20 protein-coding genes and 6 tRNA genes are annotated in these 21,589 nt (G+C 59.1%); 14 read left to right on the top strand and 12 right to left on the bottom strand.

The genetic code is table 11. The features are described 5' to 3' along the window. Positions 1 to 317 precede the first annotated feature (317 nt). The 5 genes from AC13QE_RS19375 to AC13QE_RS19395 all read left to right on the top strand — a co-directional run bounded on the left by AC13QE_RS19375 (position 318) and on the right by AC13QE_RS19395 (position 4,983). Positions 318 to 1,457 carry a DUF2157 domain-containing protein gene (locus AC13QE_RS19375; RefSeq protein ID WP_488484890.1) on the top strand — a complete coding sequence of 380 codons (1,140 nt, stop codon included), beginning with the start codon at positions 318 to 320 and terminating at the stop codon, positions 1,455 to 1,457. Next, positions 1,454 to 2,068 (top strand): GDYXXLXY domain-containing protein, encoded by a 615-nt coding sequence (locus tag AC13QE_RS19380; protein WP_488484891.1) that lies wholly within the window; start codon positions 1,454 to 1,456, stop codon positions 2,066 to 2,068. Before AC13QE_RS19375 ends, AC13QE_RS19380 begins: the two co-directional genes overlap by 4 nt. A gap of 145 nt (positions 2,069 to 2,213) precedes the next feature. Continuing rightward, a tRNA-Leu gene (locus tag AC13QE_RS19385) sits at positions 2,214 to 2,298 on the top strand. A gap of 278 nt (positions 2,299 to 2,576) precedes the next feature. After that, positions 2,577 to 4,067 carry a trigger factor gene (gene tig, locus AC13QE_RS19390; RefSeq protein ID WP_112338407.1) on the top strand — a complete coding sequence of 497 codons (1,491 nt, stop codon included), beginning with the start codon at positions 2,577 to 2,579 and terminating at the stop codon, positions 4,065 to 4,067. Positions 4,068 to 4,311: 244 nt separating this feature from the next. Beyond that, positions 4,312 to 4,983: an HAD family hydrolase gene (locus AC13QE_RS19395; protein ID WP_488484892.1), complete on the top strand. Its 672-nt coding sequence runs from the start codon at positions 4,312 to 4,314 to the stop codon at positions 4,981 to 4,983. 41 nt (positions 4,984 to 5,024) lie between these two features. On the opposite strand, the gene sthA is transcribed toward AC13QE_RS19395, so the two are convergent. From sthA to AC13QE_RS19425, 6 genes are all read right to left on the bottom strand, one after another. Continuing rightward, positions 5,025 to 6,431, bottom strand: coding sequence for a Si-specific NAD(P)(+) transhydrogenase (sthA, locus tag AC13QE_RS19400; RefSeq protein ID WP_488484893.1), 1,407 nt, complete (start codon positions 6,429 to 6,431; stop codon positions 5,025 to 5,027). 109 nt (positions 6,432 to 6,540) lie between these two features. Continuing rightward, positions 6,541 to 7,137, bottom strand: coding sequence for a dual specificity protein phosphatase family protein (locus AC13QE_RS19405; protein WP_488484894.1), 597 nt, complete (start codon positions 7,135 to 7,137; stop codon positions 6,541 to 6,543). 261 nt (positions 7,138 to 7,398) lie between these two features. Continuing rightward, on the bottom strand, positions 7,399 to 8,256 hold the full coding sequence (gene radC / locus AC13QE_RS19410) for a RadC family protein (protein ID WP_488484895.1): 858 nt from the start codon (positions 8,254 to 8,256) through the stop codon (positions 7,399 to 7,401). A gap of 3 nt (positions 8,257 to 8,259) precedes the next feature. Next, positions 8,260 to 9,096 (bottom strand): type I methionyl aminopeptidase, encoded by an 837-nt coding sequence (gene map, locus AC13QE_RS19415; RefSeq protein ID WP_132716486.1) that lies wholly within the window; start codon positions 9,094 to 9,096, stop codon positions 8,260 to 8,262. 2 nt (positions 9,097 to 9,098) lie between these two features. After that, entirely contained in the window at positions 9,099 to 9,845 is a 747-nt protein-coding gene (gene sfsA / locus AC13QE_RS19420; RefSeq protein ID WP_488484896.1) for a DNA/RNA nuclease SfsA, read from the bottom strand. Positions 9,846 to 9,858: 13 nt separating this feature from the next. Next, positions 9,859 to 11,700, bottom strand: coding sequence for a PHA/PHB synthase family protein (locus AC13QE_RS19425; RefSeq protein ID WP_488484897.1), 1,842 nt, complete (start codon positions 11,698 to 11,700; stop codon positions 9,859 to 9,861). Between the two features lie 160 nt (positions 11,701 to 11,860). Between AC13QE_RS19425 and AC13QE_RS19430 the strand changes: the two genes are divergently transcribed. From AC13QE_RS19430 to recJ, 4 genes are all read left to right on the top strand, one after another. Continuing rightward, positions 11,861 to 12,313, top strand: a complete 453-nt coding sequence (locus AC13QE_RS19430; protein WP_015339715.1) for a hypothetical protein — start codon at positions 11,861 to 11,863, stop codon at positions 12,311 to 12,313. A gap of 223 nt (positions 12,314 to 12,536) precedes the next feature. Beyond that, positions 12,537 to 13,757 carry an LL-diaminopimelate aminotransferase gene (locus AC13QE_RS19435; protein WP_488484898.1) on the top strand — a complete coding sequence of 407 codons (1,221 nt, stop codon included), beginning with the start codon at positions 12,537 to 12,539 and terminating at the stop codon, positions 13,755 to 13,757. A 56-nt stretch (positions 13,758 to 13,813) separates the two neighbouring features. Continuing rightward, positions 13,814 to 15,133, top strand: a complete 1,320-nt coding sequence (locus AC13QE_RS19440; protein WP_113233384.1) for a homoserine dehydrogenase — start codon at positions 13,814 to 13,816, stop codon at positions 15,131 to 15,133. 54 nt (positions 15,134 to 15,187) lie between these two features. Further along, complete coding sequence (gene recJ / locus AC13QE_RS19445; protein WP_488484899.1) at positions 15,188 to 16,993, top strand: single-stranded-DNA-specific exonuclease RecJ; 1,806 nt, start codon at positions 15,188 to 15,190, stop codon at positions 16,991 to 16,993. 76 nt (positions 16,994 to 17,069) lie between these two features. Here recJ and AC13QE_RS19450 read toward each other — a convergent pair. From AC13QE_RS19450 to AC13QE_RS19470, 5 genes are all read right to left on the bottom strand, one after another. Then, positions 17,070 to 17,144, bottom strand: a tRNA-Glu gene (locus AC13QE_RS19450). A gap of 128 nt (positions 17,145 to 17,272) precedes the next feature. After that, a tRNA-Glu gene (locus tag AC13QE_RS19455) sits at positions 17,273 to 17,347 on the bottom strand. Positions 17,348 to 17,429: 82 nt separating this feature from the next. Next, positions 17,430 to 17,504 (bottom strand) — tRNA-Glu (locus tag AC13QE_RS19460). A 172-nt stretch (positions 17,505 to 17,676) separates the two neighbouring features. Continuing rightward, on the bottom strand, positions 17,677 to 18,468 hold the full coding sequence (locus AC13QE_RS19465) for a hypothetical protein (RefSeq protein WP_488484900.1): 792 nt from the start codon (positions 18,466 to 18,468) through the stop codon (positions 17,677 to 17,679). A gap of 204 nt (positions 18,469 to 18,672) precedes the next feature. Then, positions 18,673 to 19,113, bottom strand: coding sequence for a VOC family protein (locus tag AC13QE_RS19470; protein WP_015339720.1), 441 nt, complete (start codon positions 19,111 to 19,113; stop codon positions 18,673 to 18,675). Between the two features lie 197 nt (positions 19,114 to 19,310). On the opposite strand from AC13QE_RS19470, the gene AC13QE_RS19475 reads away from it, so the two are divergent. The 5 genes from AC13QE_RS19475 (at position 19,311) to AC13QE_RS19495 (ending at position 21,273) form a co-directional block, all read left to right on the top strand. After that, on the top strand, positions 19,311 to 19,889 hold the full coding sequence (locus tag AC13QE_RS19475; RefSeq protein WP_015339721.1) for a cold-shock protein: 579 nt from the start codon (positions 19,311 to 19,313) through the stop codon (positions 19,887 to 19,889). A 1-nt stretch (position 19,890) separates the two neighbouring features. Further along, positions 19,891 to 20,403 carry a DUF192 domain-containing protein gene (locus AC13QE_RS19480; RefSeq protein WP_488484901.1) on the top strand — a complete coding sequence of 171 codons (513 nt, stop codon included), beginning with the start codon at positions 19,891 to 19,893 and terminating at the stop codon, positions 20,401 to 20,403. 140 nt (positions 20,404 to 20,543) lie between these two features. After that, positions 20,544 to 20,620: transfer RNA gene (locus AC13QE_RS19485), tRNA-Pro, on the top strand. 179 nt (positions 20,621 to 20,799) lie between these two features. After that, positions 20,800 to 21,105: an ETC complex I subunit gene (locus AC13QE_RS19490; RefSeq protein ID WP_112338303.1), complete on the top strand. Its 306-nt coding sequence runs from the start codon at positions 20,800 to 20,802 to the stop codon at positions 21,103 to 21,105. A 91-nt stretch (positions 21,106 to 21,196) separates the two neighbouring features. Next, a tRNA-Arg gene (locus tag AC13QE_RS19495) sits at positions 21,197 to 21,273 on the top strand. Between the two features lie 55 nt (positions 21,274 to 21,328). On the opposite strand, the gene AC13QE_RS19500 is transcribed toward AC13QE_RS19495, so the two are convergent. Then, the gene (locus AC13QE_RS19500) at positions 21,329 to 21,490 is read right to left on the bottom strand and encodes a hypothetical protein (RefSeq protein ID WP_488484902.1); all 162 of its coding nucleotides are present in this window, start codon (positions 21,488 to 21,490) and stop codon (positions 21,329 to 21,331) included. Between the last annotated feature and the right edge of the window lie 99 nt (positions 21,491 to 21,589).

Raw genomic sequence — 21,589 nt, forward strand, 5'->3', positions numbered from 1 at the left:
TCGGGATATCCATCCCCAGGCTTGCTCCGATCTGCATCGGCCCGGCGCGCCACCGCCGTTTTGTTGTCTGATAAATAGTATGACTTTTCGAATTTGTGCAGCGCAATAATTTCATGGGAGGCATGAGCTGTGCGCATATCTGCAGTCGGTATCTATTTACCAGCCTCGAAGATACTGCATGATCCCTTAATTCCGTATTAATATGGCACATATTCCTGTGAGCCGATGCTTCTGCCAGAACCGCTCGGCTCGCATCGATTGTGCGGCGATTTGTGCTAACTCTGTCGCAAGCAGAATCGCAGCGAGGGGGGCCGGGCATGTACAGGGGCAGGCTGGAGCGGGATCTGAAGATCTGGACCGACAAGGGCCTGGTTGATGCGGGGACGGCGAGAGCCATCCTCGGCGAGTATGATGGCCGCCAGACGAGTTTCAGCGCCGGCCGGGTATTGACCATCATCGCCGCCGTGCTTCTCGGCCTTGCGATCTTGCTGTTCATATCTGCAAACTGGGAGACCATTCCGAGAATTGCCCGTCTGCTGGGGCTGGTCACGATGATATGGGCCTTCTATCTCGCGGCTGCATATTTGTTAGGCCAAGGTCGCTCTATCATCGCCGCTGCATTGTTGATTCTCGGCACCTTGAGTTTCGGTGGCGCCATGGCACTGGTCGGCCAGATGTACAATCTGTCCGGCGATGAACTGAGAATGATGCTCGTCTGGTTCGCTGCGGCCTGCATCGTGGCGGCCCTGTTCCGTTCCTCGGCTCAGGTCGGGCTCGCCGGTTTTCTGGCCTGGGCATTTTGCGGCGTCTATCTCTGGGGGCATTTCGACGAATGGTATGGAATCATGCCCTGGATGCCGCCTCTGATGGCTGCCGTCCTGATTGCGCTTGTCCGCTATGCCGACGCGCCCATGGCTCGGCATTTGGCTTATCTCATGCTCGTCGGCTGGCTGACATGGCTGTTTGGCCGCCATGAGGGATTGAATACCGCGATCCTGTTTGCCGCTCTCGGCATGGCAGCGTTTCTCGTCGTCAGCGTTCCCGCTTCGCCGCTCCTGCCCTTCGCCCGCACGGCCGGCGCCGCGCCGGCTTTCTACACCTTTCTGATCGCATCGATCGGCTTTCTCCTGGTTCATGCCGAAATCAGCAACGGTTCCTTTGAAAATAATGTCTGGGTCGAGGATAAATTGCCGCTTGTCATCGTGGCGGCGGCGACGTTGGCGAGCTCCGTGATCGCCATCGCGCTCAGTGGCCGCGACAATGGCGCGGTGCGTTATCTCGCTTATTTCGTCTTTGCCTGCGAAATTCTTTATCTTGCAGGCGAGACGATAGGCTCGATCATCGGCACAGCGGGGTTCTTCCTCGTTGCCGGCTTGCTTGTGGCCATTGCCGCCTGGCTGGTCATCCAGCTGGAACGGCGCTTTTCCGGCAATAGCGGTCAGGGGACACGGGCATGACCGATATCGCTGAAAAGAGCCCGACCATTAGTTCCCGCCGCCTTTGGATTGTTGCCATCGTCATTGCCGCTTTGCAGACGGCAGTTCTTGGCTACATGGTCGGCGAGCGAGCTTGGGGCCTGCGGAGCGGCGTCGAGATTCTCTTGAAGACGGCACCGGTCGATCCACGCGATCTTCTGCGCGGCGACTACGTTACCTTGAACTACGACATCTCACGGGTTCCGTTCTCGACGATGGTCGAGGGACCGCCGAAAATGAGCCGAAGTGCCGCGATATTGTCCGTTCGCCTTAAGAGACAGGATGACGGTTACTGGGGCATCATCGAATCATCCTTTGGAAAGCTCGATCCGAAACCTGATACGGTCGTGCTCAAAAGCCTGCCTGTCGACTATGTTTTCTATGGCGATGTCACCGATCCCCAGCAGGCGATTGTCGGGGTCACCTATGGCATCGAACGCTATTACGTGCCCGAGGGGCAAGGCCGCGATATCGAGAGCGCCCGCAACGACAATCGCGTCGCCATTGCGGCGCGCGTGTCTTCTGACGGTGTTGCCCATATCAGAAGCCTGCTTCTCGATGGCAAATCGGTCTATGAGGAGCCGCTTTACTGACGATATCTGCACGAAGAGCTCCGATAAGCTTTAAGCGTCGTCGCGGAACCGTCATTTTTCCTTTGCGTGGTTTGAAACGGGTGATATAGAGACGCCGCGCTCCGGAAGGCCCCATGGGCAGGCATCGCCATGCGGTTTTGGGAACGCGGGTATGGTGAAATTGGTAGACACGCCAGATTTAGGTTCTGGTGCCGCAAGGCGTGGGAGTTCAAGTCTCTCTACCCGCACCAACACTGTCTTGTGGACGGGGGGAGGCTGACCAAGCCTGTCTTCCAAATGCCGCAGGACGCGCCATCTTGCCCAAAGCATCCCGCTTTCGATGAGGAAGTGGACAAGATGTTTTGGCTCGTGACGGGATAGAGCTGCCTTTTGCGCGTTTGTTTGAATGCGCGGCGCTCTTGCAAGGTGAAATAGAATTGCATCCAAGCCACGCTCGGGATTTTCCGGCGTCGTGCTCATCGAAACGAACGGCAGGCTGGGCACGGCCGCCATGAATGAAGGTAGGACAATGCAGGTTATCGAAACGCTCGCTGAAGGGCTGAAGCGCGAAATCAAGGTGGTCATCCCGGCCAAGGACATGGAAGTGCGCATGAACGAGCGCCTGGCCGAGGTCAAGGACAAGGTCCGCATCAACGGCTTCCGTCCGGGCAAGGTTCCGGTCTCGCACCTGAAGAAGGTCTACGGCAAGTCGATCATGGCCGATCTCGTCAACGAAATCGTTCGCGACCAGCCGCCGGCGATCCTGACCGAGCGCGGCGAAAAGTCGGCCACCCAGCCGGAAATCGCGATGACGGAAGACCAGGACGAGGCAGAAAAGATCCTCTCCGCCGAGGCCGATTTCGAATTCACACTGTCTTACGAAGTCATCCCGGCGATCGAATTGAAGCCGGTCAGCGGCATCAAGGTTACCCGCGAAGTCGCCGAGATCGGCGAAGACGAAGTGACCGAGCAGATCCTCAAGATCGCCGAAAGCGCCCGCAGCTACGAGACCAAGAAGGGCAAGGCCGCCAACGGCGACCGCGTCACCATCGATTACCTCGGCAAGGTCGATGGCGTTGCCTTCGACGGCGGCAAGGACGAAGACGCGCAGCTCGTTCTCGGCTCCAACCGCTTCATCCCGGGCTTCGAAGAGCAGCTCGTCGGCCTCAAGGCTGGCGATGAGAAGGTCATCACCGTAACCTTCCCGGCCGATTATCCGGCCAAGAACCTCGCCGGCAAGGAAGCTACCTTCGACATCAATGTCAAGGAAGTTGCAGCTCCTGGCGAAGTCGAAATCAACGACGAACTCGCTTCCAAGCTCGGCCTCGAATCGGCTGACCGTCTGAAGGAGATCGTTCGCGGCCAGATCGAAAGCCAGTACGGTTCGGTTACCCGCCAGAAGGTCAAGCGTCAGATCCTCGATCAGCTCGACGAAATGTACCAGTTCGACACGCCGCAGAAGCTCGTCGACGCTGAATTCGCCAGCATCTGGCGCCAGATCGAAACCGACCTCAGCGAATCCGGCAAGACCTTCGAAGACGAAGACACCACGGAGGAAAAGGCTCGCGAAGAATACCGCAAGCTCGCTGAGCGTCGCGTTCGCCTTGGCCTCGTTCTCTCCGAAATCGGCGAGAAGGCCGGTGTCGAAGTCAGCGAAGACGAACTGCAGCGTGCTCTCTACGCACAGCTTCAGCAGTTCCCGGGCCAGGAAAAGGAAATCCTGGAATTCTTCCGCAAGACGCCGGGCGCTTCCGCTAACCTGCGCGCCCCGATCTTTGAAGAAAAGGTCATCGACCATCTGCTGACCGAGGTTAACGTCACCGACAAGACCGTTTCCAAGGAAGCGCTGCTGGCTGACGACGAAGAAGAAGACAAGCCAGCTGCCAAGAAGGCAGCTCCGAAGAAGAAGGCTGCGGCCAAGGCTGAAGCGACTGAAGCTGCGGCCGAAGGGGAAGAAGCTGCCGCTCCGAAGAAGAAGGCCGCTCCGAAGAAGAAGGCTGCTGAAGACAGCGCCGAATAATCGGTTCTCTTTCCGACTGAAATTGAAGCCCTGCCGTTCGCGGCGGGGCTTTTTTGTTGTGCCGATATCATTGAAGCTTTCTGACACCATCGGCTTAGTCGATATTGCCTAGTCCGGCTCCATATCGCCTTTGCGGTTCAGGCAGCGCTTGCAGCCTAACTCGATCGTTTGCAATGGACACTTCTCATTAGAGCCTTAGTCTCTACCCGAAGCCTAGCACGGTGAACGGCGAAGGAGGCCGAACTTGATTGAAGCGGCAATGTTTGACCTGGACGAAACCCTTATCGATCGACGCGCCGCCCTGATGGCATTCTTGCCGGATCAATTCAAACGGCTTGAAGATCAACTGAAGGGCGTCACTTTTCAGAATTTTCAGGCGACGTTCTTTGCCTTGGAGAAGGAAGGTCTCGTCGACAAACAAAAGCTTTATCCGCGGTTAGCGGCTGCTCTCGGTGTGAGCGATGATTGCGGAGTTCTCTTGCTCTCTGATTTTCAAAGGCGCTACCCACATTTCGCACGGTCCTCGATAGGCGCCTTTGAAATGCTTGCCGCGCTGCGCAGGCACGGCTTGAAGACGGCCATCATCAGCAATGGCCATAGCGACGTTCAATCCGCAAAAATTGAGATCACCGGACTGAGAGATGCCGTGGATCTCGTGGTCATTTCAGAGGATGTCGGCCTGCGGAAGCCGGACGCGAGAATTTTTCAGCTTGCCGCTGAACGGTTGGGCGTGGCCCCGGCAAGCTGCATTTTTGTTGGTGACAATCCAGAGGCCGATGTCAGGGGCGCGGAGGCGGCGGGAATACGAGGTGTATTCTACGCTGCTGGCACTTCTTGGCCAGACACGCTTCCATCCCCGAAATACAGCATCTGTTCCTTCGCCGAAGTCCTGCCCCTGATCGAAGCCCTTGCGTGAGACCTATCGGCCTCACTTAGGGTGAGGTTTCACGGACGCGCTCAAATCTCCGACTTGATGTCGCCCATGCGGTTCCAGGCGTCGAGGCCGGCGATCTTGTAGGCTTCCGCGAGCGTCGGATAGTTGAAGGTGTTTTCGACGAAATATTCGACGGTGCCTTTGAGGTTCAGCACGGCCTGGCCGATGTGCACGAGTTCGGTGGCGCCTTCGCCGACGATGTGGACGCCGAGCAGGCGGCGTGTCTTCAACGAGAAGATCATCTTCAAGAGGCCGGTATCGAGGCCCATGATATGGCCGCGCGACGTCTCGCGGAAGCGGGCGATACCGCATTCATAGGGAATGTGCCGGTCCTTGACCTCTTCCTCCGAGAGACCGCAGGTGGAAATCTCCGGCACGGCATAGATGCCGTAGGGAAAGTATTTCGGCGGCTCCTTGGCGATCGCACCGACGGCGACGCGGGCGGCGATGCGGCCCTGTTCCATCGACGTGGAGGCAAGGCTCGGGAAGCCGACGACATCGCCTGCAGCGAAGATATGCGGAACCTTGGTGGCGAAAGTCTCCGGATTGACGTTCAGGCGGCCGCGCGCATCGGCCTCGAGGCCGGCAGCGGCAAGATTGAGGGTATCCGTGGCACCCATGCGGCCGGCAGCGAAGAGAACCATGTCGGTGGTGATATGGCGGCCATTGTCGAGCGTCAGTTCGACTTTGCCGTTCGCCAGGCGCTCCACTTTCTCGGCCTTCTGGCCGAGCAGCAGCTTCATGTTGCGATCACGCAGCTGATAGATGAAATCCTCGACGATCTCCTTGTCGATGAAATCGAGCATGGTGGATTTCGGATCGATCAGCGTCACCTGCGTGTCGAGCGCGCTGAAGATTGTGGCGTATTCGATGCCGATGACGCCGGCGCCGATGACGACCATCGATCGCGGCAGATCCTGGATATCGAGGAGTTCGTCGCTGTCGAGAACCGTCTTACCGTCGAACGGCATGTAATCCGGACGGAAAGGTTTGGTGCCGACTGCAAGCAGAATGCTGGCGGCGGACACGGTGACGACTTCGCCATCATCCTTGACGATCTGCATCGTCTGCGGATCGACGAAGCTTGCCTTGCCCCGAATATGCTGGACGCGATTACGGGCGAACTGATGCTCAAGCACCTCGACCTCGTGGTCGAGAGTGATCAGCAGGCGGCGGCGCAAATCTTCGGCGCTGATTTCCTGTTTGACGCGGTAGGCGCGGCCGTAGAAGCCGCGTTCTCGCCAACCCGAAAGGTTGAGCGCCGTTTCGCGCAATGTCTTCGAAGGGATGGTGCCGGTGTGGACCGAAACGCCGCCGACCCGTTTGCCTTGCTCGACGACGAGCACCTTCTTGCCGAGTTTGGCGGCCTGGATAGCGCCTCTGCGGCCGGCAGGGCCGCTACCCACGACTAGGAGATCGAATTGGTCCATCGGGAAGCCTCGGATGACTGGACTAGGGAATCAATGTCGCAATGCAACATGCACTCCGTCAACCGGTAGCGGCTCAATGTTACAGATTATCTAACGGGAAGTTTGGCGCTCAGGACGCTGAAAGGCCAAGCCAGGGTTCCAGCTTCTCGAAGGTACGGTCCATGGCATAGGCACGGGTGAAGGAGAACGGCAGGTGACCATAGATGATCGACATCTGGCCCTCTGCGGTAGCCTCATTCGTCTTGGCAATGGCGGCGAGGTAAAGTGCCGAGGCTAGGCCGGTTCTGTCGGCCCCGGCCTGGCAATGAATGAGGATCGGCTTCGGCGCATTCCGCATGATCTCGACAAGCTGCGCCGCCTGTTCCTGTGTCAGCTCGCGGCCCGAAGACATGTGGAAATCGATATGGTCGATGTTGAGCGCTTTCGCCTGAGCAACTTCGGTATCATACCAATGGTGCCCGCTATTGTCGCCGCGCAGGTTGATAATGGTCTTGATACCGTATTGCTTCTGAAACTCGGCGATGTTGCTGGCCGATGGCTGTGAAGAGCGGTAGAGCTCGCCGGCGATGACCGGATGGAAATTCGTCGTCCAGAGCATGTGAGCATAGAAGCCGCCAGCGATTGCCGCGAAACCGATCGAGGCAACGAACGCGCCACGGCCAAAACGGCAAAGGCGAGAGGCAAGTGTCGGCGATGTCTTCTGCATGCGATCTCCGGATCGGGTCGACCACTGAGGCGGATTGGTTAAATCAAAACAGCAACTTCCGCCGGCAGGCTTGCCGTTGCGATAGCCGCGATCCTTCTGCCAGATGATCCTGACGCTGAACTGAAAAATGGTAACTGACGGGGATTGGCGAGTCACAGCCACTTCGAAAAATCGGAAGTGTCGGCTGCTTTAAAAAATATAAATATATCAAAAGTGTGAGCTGTATTTTTAACTAAAAATCTTAGGAATCGTTCGGTGATTTCAGATCAATCGCAATGCCCGGAAGCTGACGTGGCCGTTTTTTCCAATGATAACATGGTCGTGAACAGTGATTCCCAAGGGCTTGGCGGTATCGATGATGGTCTTTGTCATGTCGATATCGGCGCGGGATGGGGTTGGGTCTCCCGACGGGTGGTTGTGGACCAGAATCACCGCCGAGGCGGAGAGTTCGAGTGCGCGTTTGACGACCTCGCGCGGATAGACCGGCGTATGATCGATGGTGCCGAAGCCCTGTACCTCGTCGGCGATTAGGGCATTGCGCTTGTCGAGAAACAGTAGGCGGAATTGCTCGCGGGCTTCGTGCGCCATGGCGGCATGACAATAATCGATAAGCGCTTTCCAGGAGGAGAGCACCGGCTTGCCCGTCAATTCGCTCTTCAGCATACGCTGTGCGACGCTCGCGACCAGCTTCAGGTCGAGCGCGACCGCATCGCCGACGCCACTGACCTCGGTCAACAGGCCGACCGGCGCACCGAACACGCCTCCAAGCGTGCCAAAGCGGGTGAGCAAGGCCTTGGCGATGGGTTTCGTGTCGCGACGCGGGATCAGCCGAAAGAGCAGCAGCTCGAGGATTTCATAATCGGCCAACGCCGCGTCGCCACCGTCGCGATAGCGATTGCGCAACCGTTCGCGGTGACCATGATAATGGGCTTCGCCATTGGCTGGCGCGGATTTGGCCATCGGGGCGGATTTGGTGGTCTGCGAGGCCGGCTTGACAGTCTGTTGGGGGAAGAACAGCCGCTCGTCGAGCAGCGGAGCCTCTTCTAAAGTCTCCGGCTTCCCGCCTCTTTCGAGGGGCATGTCACCATGTCCATTGGAAGAAGCGGGACGTTTCGCCATGAATTATCCCTGCAGCGGCGGCAAGCCGGGGCGGTCGAGGCCGCCGGGCGACAGGGTGAAGATCTCACAGCCCGTCGCAGTGACGCCGACCGTATGCTCGTACTGCGCCGAGAGCGAACGGTCGCGAGTGACGGCGGTCCAGCCATCGCCGAGCACTTTCACATGCGGCTTGCCGAGATTGATCATCGGCTCGATGGTGAAGATCATGCCTTCGCGCAGTTCCGGGCCGTCATTGACGCGGCCGTAGTGCAGGATGTTCGGCGAGTCGTGGAAGAGGCTGCCGACGCCGTGGCCGCAGAAGTCACGCACGACCGAGCAGCGTTCACCCTCGGCATAGGTCTGGATCGCTTCGCCGATGGCGCCCGTGCGGGCACCCGGACGAACGGCGGCGATGCCGCGCATCAGAGATTCATAGGTGACTTCAAGAAGCCGTTCGGCCGATCGCTTGATTTCGCCAACCGGATACATGCGGCTGGAATCACCGTGCCAGCCGTCGAGCACATAGGTCACGTCGATATTGACGATATCGCCCTCGCGCAGCGGCTTGTCATTGGGAATGCCGTGACAGACGACGTGGTTGATCGACGTGCAGGAGGATTTCATGTAGCCGCGGTAGTTCAGCGTCGCCGGATAGGCGCCGTGATCCATGCCGAATTCGAAGACGAAACGGTCGATGACGTCGGTGGGCACGCCGGGCTTGGCGATCGCGGTGAGTTCATCGAGGCAGCGCGCGGTCAGCTGGCAAGCCTTGCGCATTCCGGCAAAGGCGTCCTCTCCGTAGATGCGGATAGCACCCGTATTTTTCGCCGGCGCCGTTGCGGCTTCGATGTAATTCACCATGACTAGCCTTCGATAGAGATCTTAAACTGTTCTAATGCAGCTATGCCGGGTTCGTCTATCGGGATCAACCCGGCAGGCGCGATTTCCGTCGGCGAAACCCTGCATTTCAGCGCATAGACTTCGACACCACGCGCCAATGCGCGATGGTAGGCCTTCGCGTAGACCGGATCGAGATCACCGCAGATGCGGAAGCGATGGCAATCATTGCGCTGGATCACGAACAACATAACGGCGCGGTAGCCGGCCTCGGCCATATCGCCGAGTTCTTCCAGATGCTTGGCGCCGCGTGCCGTCGCCGTATCGGGGAACTCTGCAAGACCGGGCTGCCGCATGAAATGGACGTTTTTCACCTCGACATAGGTGGTTGTCCGCAAAGGGTCGGTCAAGAGCAGGTCGATGCGGGAGTTGCGGCCGTAATTCTGCTCGCGTTTGACCATCGTGTACTCCCCGAGATCGGAGACTTGCCCGAGCGCGATCGCTTCGGCTGCAATGCGGTTCGGCATGGCGGTATTGACGCCGACGGTCGTGTCGTCGGCTTCGATCAATTCGAAGACATGGCGGTATTTTCGCTTCGCGCCCTCGTGCTCGGAAAGCCAGATGCGCGAACCGGACGTCGTCAGCCCAAGCATCGATCCGGTATTCGGGCAGGAGCCGGTGATGAAGGTGCCGTCCTCCAGCTCGGCATCGAAGAGGAAGCGCTTGTAGCGGGAAATCAGGCGGGCAGGGACGAGAGGCGAAGGAAATTGCATAATCGGCGACTGCCTACGCCCGTTCCAGGACGTAGCTGCCGGGTGCTTCTTCCAGCGCATTGAGGGCCTTGCCGCCGGGTTTGCGCGCAGCCGTCATGCGATGGTCTTGCTCGAGGATCCAGGCATGCCAATGTGGCCACCAGGAGCCAGGCGTTTCCTTTGCCTCGGCGAGCCAATCCTCATAGTCTCCGCCCAACGGGCCGCCTGTCCAGAACTGGTATTTGTGCTTGTCGGGCGGGTTGACGACACCGGCAATGTGACCGGAGCCGGTCACGACGAATTCCACCGGACCGCCGAAACATTGGCTGCCGACGAAGACCGATTTGGCCGGCGCGATATGGTCTTCGCGCGTCGCCAGATTGTAGACGGGGATGCGTACGTCCTTCAGCGACAGCGTCTTGCCGTCGAGCACCATTTTGCCCTGGCTCAATGCATTGTTGAGGTAGCAGTTGCGCAGGTAAAATGAATGGTTGGCCGCGGCCATGCGCGTCGAATCGGCATTCCAGAACAGGAGGTCGAAGGGTAGGGGTTCCTGCCCCTTCAGATAGTTATTGACGAAATAGGGCCAGATCAGTTCGGAGGCGCGCAGCATGTTGAAAGCCGTCGCCATCTTCGAGCCTTCGAGATAGCCGAGCACATTCATCTGCTCTTCGAGCGCTGCGATCTGCTCCTCGTCGACGAAAACCTTCAGATCGCCAGCAAAGGTGAAATCGACCTGCGTCGTCAGGAAGGTGACCGTTCGGATGCGCTTGTTCTTTTCCTTGGCATGGAGGGCAAGCGTGGCTGCAAGTAGCGTGCCGCCGACGCAATATCCGATAGCATTGACCTCCTGCTCGCCCGTTGCCTTTTCGACCGCCTCCAGGGCGAAATCGATGCCCTCGCGGGCATAGGAGGTCCAGTCCTTCGTCGCATGGCGATGGTCCGGGTTTACCCAGGAGATCACGAAGACCGTGTGACCCTGCTCCACGCACCATTTGATGAAGGATTTCTGTGGGTTGAGATCGAGAATGTAGAATTTGTTGATCCAGGGCGGGCAGATCAGCAGCGGCCGTTTCAAGACCTTGTCGGTCGCCGGCTCATATTGGATCACCTGGCAGACATCGCTCTGCGCAATGACCTTGCCCGGGGTGAGTGCCATGTCGCGGCCAACAGCGAATTTCGTCATGTCCGTTTGTCGCAGCCGCAGCTCGCCGTGACCGAGGCTGATATCTTCCGCCAGCATCTTCATGCCGCGCACGAGATTCTCGGCATTGGAGGCGATGGTTTCGCGGTAGACCTGCGGATTCGTCGCGATGAAATTGGTCGGCGAGAAGGCGGCAGTGATCTGCTTCGTATAAAACGCCGCCTTGTGACGCGTATGTTCGTCCAGTCCTTCCGCTTCGCCAACCAGCTTTTCCGCCCAGTTCGACGTCAGAAGATAGGTCTGCTTCAGGAAGTCGAAGAAAGGATTTTTCTGCCAGTCCTCATCGGCAAAGCGCCTGTCCTTCACAGGTTCGGCTTCGGCTGACGAATCGCCGCTGAGGCGCTGCATGGTCTTCGTCCACAGGCCGAAATAGCCGGAAAGCAGATGAGTCTGCGCCTCCAGCGTCCGGCGGGGATCGGAAAGCCAGTACTCTCCGACCTTGGAGAGTGTCTTGACCATGTCGGTGAAGGGATCGGCAACCGTATCGACCTTCTCGCCGCGCTCGCGTGGCGCAAGCCAGGCGGAGGCCGCCTTGCCGAGATTTTCCAGCGCACGGGCAAAGTTGACGGCCATCGCTTCGGGATCCTTGACGATGTAAGGCTCGACTGACTTTGGATCAAAGCCGGGAAAGCCGCCATTACCTTCATTCTTGTCCCGCTTGCTGTCGGTCACGCATCATCCTCCCGGCGGCAGCTCGTGTCTTGTTTTCCATTTGTACATCTTGCGGGAAAAGGAATACAAGTCGAATGAAACGCAACCCTGCTCTTGCTTTGCTGCTGCGACAAATTTAACAGTCGCAACCCACAGCAAGGAATAGCGCAGGAAGACAATTATGGGCGGCGGCATGGTGGCAAGACTGAACCGGTATTCCGTACTCTGCGGTGCAATGTGCGGAATTCTCGCATTGACGCTCGCGGGCTGCTCGACGCCCGAGGAAAAGGCGGCCTTCGCCAAGCGCAAGCAGCCGCCTCAGGCTGTCATCGTAAAGCCCGCCAAGGGCACGCCGGTGGTGGAAACCAGCACGCAGCAATATTACAAGGACGGCTATCCTTCCTTCAACGCGCCGCCGACCGCTGCAAACGTCCAGATCAACGATCAGCAGGCGGGCGATCTGGTCAAGCAGCTGACGGCGCTCGGATCGCAGCGCAAGGCTGGCACGATTTCGGAGGCCGAGTACCAGAAGCGCGTCGCCGAAATGCGCAAGCTCGCTGCCGAACATGGCCAGGATACGCTGCAGGAAATTCAAAAAGAGAGCGGCACGCAGCCTGCCCAAACGCAGAATTAGCCTTGCGTTTCAGGCGATTTGGACGCAAAGCGTTCGGATAGGCCGAAATTGGATGTATCTTGACGGGCGGATTGCATTTTGCGTGCATAAGCGCCCAAGATTCACCTTATCTTTCGAGATAGCATGAATACGGCGCCGCGAGTCCCAAGTTCGTATCGCGGCTGGCCGGGAGATCAACGAACTTCAGCGCGGTTTTGAGGGCCGCTGTCCCATGGGGAAAGAAATGGAAGAGTTTCATAAAGTCCGGCGTTTGCCGCCCTACGTTTTCGAACAGGTCAATCGTTTGAAAGCGAGCGCGCGAGCGGGCGGGGCGGACATTATCGACCTCGGCATGGGCAATCCAGATCTTCCCACCCCCAAGGCGATCGTCGACAAGCTGTGCGAAGTGGTTCAGGATCCGCGCACGCATCGCTATTCCTCCTCCAAGGGCATTCCTGGCCTTCGCCGCGCGCAGGCCGCCTATTATGCCCGCCGTTTCGGCGTGAAGCTCAATCCAGATACGCAGGTGGTCGCCACCCTCGGCTCAAAGGAAGGCTTTGCGAATATGGCGCAGGCGATCACTGCGCCCGGCGACGTGATCCTCTGCCCGAACCCGACCTATCCGATCCATGCCTTCGGCTTCCTGATGGCCGGCGGTGTGATCCGCTCGATCCCGGTCGAGCCGGATGACAGCTTCTTCCCGCCGCTGGAGCGGGCCGTGCGCCACTCGATCCCGAAGCCGCTCGCGCTCATCCTGAACTATCCTTCGAACCCGACAGCCTATGTGGCGACGCTGGACTTCTACAAGGAAGTCGTCGCTTTCGCTAAGAAGCACGACATTATCGTGCTTTCGGATCTGGCTTATTCGGAAATCTACTTCGACGACGCGCCGCCGCCGTCTGTGCTGGAGGTCCCGGGTGCTATCGACGTAACCGTCGAGTTCACCTCGATGTCGAAGACCTTCTCGATGCCCGGCTGGCGCATGGGCTTCGCAGTCGGCAACGAGCGGCTGATCGCGGCGCTGACACGCGTGAAGTCCTACCTCGATTACGGTGCATTCACGCCGATCCAGGTGGCGGCGACCCACGCGCTGAATGGTGACGGCTCCGACATCGCCGAAGTTCGCAACATCTACAAGCGCCGTCGCGACGTTCTGGTCGACAGCTTCGGCAAGGCCGGCTTCGACGTGCCACCGCCGGCGGCGACCATGTTCGCCTGGGCGAAGATCCCGGAAAAGTTCCGTCATCTCGGCTCGCTGGAATTCTCCAAGCTACTGGTCGAGAAAGCCGACATCGCAGTTGCTCCAGGTATCGGCTTCGGCGAGCAGGGCGACGATTACGTGCGCATAGCGCTTGTTGAAAACGAGCATCGCATCCGTCAGGCGGCGCGCAATCTGAAGCGTTTCCTCTCCACCGCGGATGAGGCCATGCACAATGTGATTTCGCTGAACGCTCATCGTTCATAATATCGTGCGGCAGCCGTTTCCGCGGCTGCCGTCCCAATACTGATCAGGAATTTTCCATGGCAGATGCCCTCAAAATCGGCATTGCGGGCTTGGGTACCGTTGGTGCCTCGCTCGTCCGCATCATCCAGAGCCGCGCTAACGAGCTTGCCGTTACCTGCGGTCGTCCCGTCAAGATCGTCGCTGTTACGGCGCGCGATCGCACGCGGGATCGCGGCATCGATCTAACAGGCATCGAATGGTTCGGCGGTCCGGTCGATCTGGCGCAGAAGGCCGATATCGACGTCTTCGTCGAGCTGATCGGCGGTTCCGAGGGCGCGGCCAATGCAGCTGTGCGCGCAGCGCTTGCACGCGGCCTGCATGTCGTCACCGCCAACAAGGCGCTGCTTGCCTATCACGGTGTCGAGCTCGCGCAGATCGCCGAAGAGAAGGGTGCCCTGCTGAATTTCGAAGCAGCCGTTGCCGGTGGCATCCCGGTCATCAAGGCCCTGCGCGAATCCCTGACGGGCAATACGATTTCCCGCGTCTATGGCATCATGAACGGCACCTGCAACTACATCCTGACCCGGATGGAGAAAGAAGGCCTGTCCTTCGCCGATTGCCTCAAGGAAGCGCAGCGTCTCGGCTATGCCGAGGCCGATCCGGCTTTCGACATCGAGGGCAATGACACGGCTCATAAGCTTGCCATCCTGACGACGCTTGCCTTCGGCAACCGCATTGCGGCCGATGATATCTACCTCGAGGGCATCACCAACGTTTCCATCGAGGATATCCGCGCTGCCGCCGATCTCGGCTACCGCATCAAGCTGCTCGGCGTCGCCCAGCGCACCGAAAGCGGCATCGAGCAGCGTGTGCACCCGACCATGGTGCCGCTCGATTCGGTCATCGCCCAGGTCGATGGCGTTACCAATGCCGTGGCGATCGAATCCGATATTCTCGGCGAACTGCTGATGGTCGGCCCCGGTGCCGGCGGCAATGCCACCGCATCTTCCGTGCTCGGCGACATCGCTGATATCGCCAAGAGCCGGCCGGGCGAGCAGCGTGTCCCGGTGCTGGGGCACCCCGCCAAGGCGCTGGAGCCCTACCGCAAGGCGCAGATGCAGAGCCATGAAGGCGGCTATTTCATCCGCCTGACCGTGCTTGACCGTACCGGCGTCTTTGCCAGCGTCGCGACCCGTATGGCGGAAAACCATATTTCGCTCGAATCGATCGTCCAGCGCTCCAAGCAGCATCTGGCGCCATCCGATCACCAGACGATCATCCTCGTCACCCACGCGACGACGGAGGATTCGGTGCGCAAGGCGGTTGCGGCAATCAAGAACGAAGGCTATCTCGTCGGCGAGCCGCAGGTCATCCGCATCGAGCGGCCGAAAGAATAGTCTCAGCAGCGGCGGCGTGCCTCAAAGGGACGCCGCTCTCAAATTCCGGGAGAGATGGTGGAGCAACCGGTCGATCCAGTTCAGCGGGCATTTCTGGGTGTCGAGCGCTCGGTATCAGGCAATCGCTGGGTATCCAGGCTCGATCAGGCCGGCCAGAACAGGGCGCTCGCCATTGCGCAGACGCATGGTCTGCCTGAACTGATTGCCCGCGTGCTTGCCGGCCGCGGCGTCGGGCAGGATGAAGCCATGGCCTTCCTCGATCCGACCATCCGCGGCTTAATGCCGGACCCGCATCTGCTGACCGATTGCGAAAAGGCCGCACGACGGCTGTTGCATGCGATCAGCAAGGGCGAGACGGTCGCGATCTTCGGCGACTACGATGTCGATGGCGCTGCCTCCTCGGCGCTGCTCTATCGCTTCCTGACCCATTTCGGCGTCCCGGCCAGCATCTATATTCCCGATCGTATCTTCGAGGGTTACGGCCCCAATCCCACGGCCATCAATCAGCTTATCGACAATGGCGCGACGCTGATCGTGACCGTCGATTGCGGCTCCACCAGCTTCGAATCGCTTGATGCGGCAAGGGCGCGTAATATCGACGTCGTCGTCATCGATCACCACCAGGTGGCGCATGAGCTGCCGCCATGCCATGCGCTGGTCAATCCGAACCGCGAAGACGATCTTTCGGGGCAGGGGCATCTCTGTGCCGCGGGGGTGGTCTTCATGGTTTTGGTCGCAGCCTTACGGCTGCTGCGCGAGGCCGGTGATTCCCGCGTGCGTTCGATCGACCTGCTTGCCTGGCTCGATATCGTCGCGCTCGCGACCGTCTGCGATGTCGTGCCGCTGAAGGGCCTCAACCGCGCCTATGTCGTCAAAGGACTGATCGCCGCCCGCCATCAGGGCAATCTCGGGCTCGCGGCGCTCTTTCGCAAAGCCGGTCTCAATGGTCCCGTCACACCCTATCACTTCGGCTTCCTGATTGGCCCGCGCATCAATGCCGGCGGCCGTATCGGCGATGCTGCTCTTGGTGCACGCCTGCTGACGCTGGCCGATGGTGGCGAAGCCGACACGATCGCCGCGAAGCTGGACGAGCTCAATCGCGAGAGACAGGCCATGGAGGCCGCCATGCTGCAGGAGGCCGAGGCCGAGGCGCTGGCGGAATATGGCAATGGCGACGGCGCTTCCGTCATCATCACGGCGCGCGAGAACTGGCATCCGGGAATCGTTGGCCTCATTGCATCGCGCCTCAAGGACAAATTCCGCCGGCCGGCCTTCGCCATCGCTTTCGATCCGTCGGGCAAGGGCACAGGCTCCGGCCGATCCATCAACGGCTTCGACATGGGTCGCATGGTGCGCGCAGCCGTCGATGCCGGTCTGCTGGCCAAGGGCGGCGGCCATGCGATGGCGGCCGGTCTGACGGTGGAGCGAAGCAACCTCGGCAAGCTGCGCGCTTTCTTCACGGAGAAGGCGGAGAAACAGGTAGCAGGGCTCGTTGCCAACGAAACGTTGAAGATCGACGGTGCGCTCGGCGCAAGCGGCGCGACTGTGGAGCTGATCGATAGGCTGGAGACAGCCGGTCCCTATGGCTCGGGCCATCCGCAGCCCGTCTTCGCCCTTCCGAGCCACAGACTGCGCGATTCCCGCCTCGTCGGTCAGTCGCATATCAAGATCACGCTTGAAGCGATGGACGGCGGCCGAGTGGATGGCATCGCCTTCCGTGCGGCCGAGACGCCCTTGGGTGAGCTGCTGATGTCGTCGCGCGGTGCACAGATCCACGTTGCTGGCACGCTCGGTGCCGATCACTGGCAGGGTAGCCGGCGTGTGCAGCTTCGCGTCACGGATGCGGCGAAGGCTCCGTAACGCAAATCACGCACGGATACGCCGATACATACCCGCGTTTTGCGAGAAAAATCATAAATTTAAGAGGAAGGTACAGTGGCACGCCCTAGGGGAGTCGAACCCCTCTTTACAGAATGAAAATCTGTCGTCCTAACCGATAGACGAAGGGCGCGTGCTGTGGCGCCCTTATAGTCAGCACCTTTCATTCCCGCAAGCGGAAAAACGAGGAAAATCGCAGAAAAATCCATGACTAGCCGAAGATTTTTCGAGGTGACTGTGGAAAACGTTGAGCCGCGCGATTGGTACGCCCTAGGGGAGTCGAACCCCTCTTTACAGAATGAGAATCTGTCGTCCTAACCGATAGACGAAGGGCGCATGCTGCGCGGTGTAAATAGGAACAGCCTATCACATCCGCAAGCGGTAGCTTAAATGAATTGTCTATGGGAAAGAACAACAGTGGCACGCCCTAGGGGAGTCGAACCCCTCTTTACAGAATGAAAATCTGTCGTCCTAACCGATAGACGAAGGGCGCGTTCAGCTGTTGTGTGGCGCGCTTATAGCGGGGCGATTTCATTCCCGCAAGCGGCAATTTTGCTTTTTTGTGGAAAAATGACAGATGGGTGAAACTACCGCCGACGCTGAATAAGCGAGCCTTAACAGGCCCTTGCCAGTGATTGTGAAGAATCCTTTGAAACGTAGGCTCTTTATTGCCCGGTCGCGCCCTGCACCGGCTGCACCAGCAGCTTCCCGTTCTGCGGCTGGTTCTTCGAGGCGATGAATTGGGCGAGGGCGGCCGCCTGTCTACCGTTCAATTCATGGACATTCGGGCTCGGCGTTGCTGCCGCTCCGGACGCCGTTACCTGGGCAATCGGCTGTGGCGAACCCGCAGCCGGCGAGGTTGCATTGCGGATGACGGGCGGCGGCAGCATCTCTGCCGAGGTGCGAGCGTTCGGCGCGGCGGTATCCGTCGCCTGCGGCGCCGTTGCCTGCATCGCCGTTGGCGGTGTGCTGTAGACACTGCGCATCATCGGCGTAATGGGTTGGGCTCCGTCGGCTCCGGCCTTGGCAAGCGTCCCATCCGGATTGACGGCAATGGGCGGCGGTGCGGAAAATATGCTGCTTCTGCTCGCATTGACGCCGGTCGGCTGCGTGACCAGCCCGGCAATACCGGTTTGCCCCTCGGGGGGAGTTTCCATAGGCGCCGGATAGAGCGCCTGATTCTGCTGCGCGACGATCTGCTGGCGCGTGCCGTTGACGCTATGTACCAGCGGGTCGCGATAGGCGAGGTCGGCGTTGCGTCGCCGGGCAGCGGCCTTGTTGTTCATATCGGCCGCGAGCTGCTCCGCTGCCGTCGGCTGCGCGGCGGGCGCAATGTCTGACGTCTCGGTCGGCTTTTGACCCTTGGTCGCGCAGCCCGCAATCATCACAAATGAGGCAAGAACGGCAATTGTGCTTGCTAGCTTCTTTCTGCCGTATAAAATCTGCTGATCGCACATAGGACGTTCCCTGCAAAAAGGCGTGCATCGGAACGGCCTCCTGCGAGGGACGCTGATATCGCACGCGCCGACTGGGAACGATGACCGCGCGATATCCGATGCATGATGCTTCGAGTCGTCCAAGCATGCCGGAGGATGGGCATGAGCGGCAAGCGCGAAACGGATGGCTCCGCGCGTGCCGTAAGCCTCGCGAAAGCTTAGGTCTTACCAGGAGCCGGTATTGGCCATGGAAGCCCAGGGCTCGGCCGAGGGAAGATTGGCGCCCTTCTGCAGGATTTCGATCGAAATGCCGTCCGGAGAACGCACGAAAGCCATGTGACCATCGCGGGGCGGGCGGTTGATCGTGATGCCGTTGTCCATCAGCTTCTGGCAGGTCGCATAGATATCGTCGACCTCGTAGGCGAGGTGGCCGAAATTGCGTCCTCCGCTATATTCTTCCGGGTCCCAGTTATAGGTCAGCTCGAGACTGGGGGCGCCGTTGCTGCGGGACGATTCGGCATCCTCGTCGGCCGCAAGGAAAACGAGCGTATAGCGACCTTTCTCGTTTTCGTAGCGGCGAGTTTCGACAAGCCCGAACAAGGTGCTATAAAAATGCAACGAGGCGTCGAGATCGGTGACGCGGACCATCGTATGGAGATAACGCATTCTATTTCCTCTCTTAATGTTGAGCTGGACGGATCTTCGATCGCGGCACCAGCTTCGCGCAAGTCTTGGAGCAATAATCTTAGGGTGGGAATAAACGAAAACTAGGACTTGCGCTTTTCCGTTACCAAGATGTTAATCTTGATATCAGGGAATCAGTTAACCGTAACAGTGTGACGCGTAATCGAGGGCTGACTAGGATGGGTGACAGAATTTCATCGAAGGGAGTTGTCGACTTCGAGGAGATGTCCGGCGATACCGTCGAGCTCATCGAAATCTCAGGCGTCGTCAAGTGGTTCGATGTCGCCAAGGGCTTCGGTTTTATCGTGCCTGACAATGGCATGCAGGACGTATTGCTGCACGTGACGTGTCTGCGCCGTGACGGTTATCAGACGATTCTCGAAGGAACCCGCATCGTCGCGCTGATCCAGCGCCGGGAGCGCGGATATCAGGCTTTCAAGATCCTCTCCATGGACCAATCGACGGCCGTACATCCGTCGCAGATGCCGCCTGTCCGCACACACGTGCAGGTGACCGCCACGAGCGGCCTTGAGCGCGCACTGGTCAAGTGGTTCAACCGCACCAAGGGCTTCGGCTTCCTGACGCGCGGAGAGGGCACGGAGGATATCTTCGTGCACATGGAAACGCTGCGCCGCTTCGGTCTCGCCGAGCTTCGGCCGGGGCAGGTGGTGCTCGTCCGTTTTGGACCGGGCGAAAAAGGCCTGATGGCCGCCGAAATCCACCCGGATGCGCCGAGCCCGGTGACACGGCCGCACTGATATGAGCAAAGCTGATTTTTCCGGAATTTTGAAAAGCGCCATTTTGGCGCTTTTTCTCGTTGGGGCCGTAATCCCCGTGTCCTTTGCGGGACAAACTGTGGGCCGGCAGTCGATGGCTTTCGATTCGGAGCCGCTTTCAATCGCATCGCCCAAGGGCCAGACGCATAAATTCACCGTGGAACTGGCCCTGACGCCGCCACAGCTCGAACTCGGCCTGATGTATCGCGATAGCATGCCGGCCGATCATGGCATGCTGTTCGATTTCGGCACGCCACGGCCTGTCATGATGTGGATGAAGAACACCAAGTTGCCGCTCGATATGCTGTTTCTGGATCAAAAAGGTGTTGTAACCCATATCCAGGAAAACGCCGTGCCCTATTCCGAAGCGATCATCAGCTCCGGTGGGCCGGTTGCCTATGTCATCGAGCTGAATGCCGGTATTGTTCGCAAACTCGGCCTTGCCGTTGGCGATACGGTGACGAGTGCCACCATTTCAGGAAAGCTCGGCAAGTAAATTTTCACCGGGGAAGATGTGCCGGCCGAGATTTTACCTGTTGCAGCGGGGAGATGAACCGTGTATCTCCCCACTCGTTCCGCAGGATCAAGCGTTCGGCGGAAATCAACTCATGATCCCGTTTGGGTCATGTGACGGTACGGAGTGTAGCGCAGTCTGGTAGCGCATCTGGTTTGGGACCAGAGGGTCGGGAGTTCGAATCTCTCCACTCCGACCATTTAATATCCCCTCATAGAAGTCGTTGAATTCGTCCCGATGGCGGCTGCCTTTTCGCTTGAAAACAAAGGGATTCGCGGCTAAGCAAAAGTCGTGTTCGCGTGACCTGCAAGGGATCGCGCCAAGGCAAGAGAAGCAAGAAGGCGGATCATTCCCGCTTGATTCGGAGGCGCTGCAGCAATGCCTGCCAAGATTTATCGTCCTGCAAAAACCGCCATGCAATCCGGCAAGGCCAAAACCAATATCTGGGTTCTGGAGTTCGATCAGGAAACGCCGCGCAAGATCGATCCGATCATGGGCTATACCTCCTCGGGCGATATGCGCCAGCAGCTCAAGCTGACCTTCGAGACGCAGGAGCAGGCGGAAGACTACGCCAAGCGCAACGGCATCGATTACCGCGTCGTCCCGCCGAAGGATCCTATCCGGCAGACGTTGTCTTATTCAGACAACTTCCGCTTCAACCGCATCCAGCCCTGGACTCACTGAAGCCAGGCACTTATTGAACGCCGCCCATTGAGTTTGGCGGCGGTTTCAGGCATGTGTTGCCCGCCGCGCGTGAGATGCGGCCAGGCCTTACGGCCCCTTAGCTCAGCTGGATAGAGCACTTGCCTTCTAAGCATGTGGTCGCAGGTTCGAATCCTGCAGGGGTCGCCATTCTCCGATCAGATAGCGTGCTGCTGATCACGCGCGATCAGCCCGCTCTTTATGCTCAGTTCGCCGTCGTTGACCAGCCGCCGGCGCCTACGGGCCTTGTAGCATCGACCGCCATCTGAATGAGATCGTGGCCGTACATTGCTCCGGCCAGTTTTATGACGATGATGGCGGCGCTTAAAAGTGCAAGTCCGCCGATGATCCTGTCGCTTCTTTTCACGGCCCGCTTCCCTCGACGTCTCGTGAATTCCGCATTATTCGCGGCTATAAAGAATATATCGCGTTTTTTGCGAAGCGCTACAGGGCTTGCTCACGCTGC

It is taken from the genome of Martinezella sp. CNPSo 3957 (assembly GCF_057784395.1).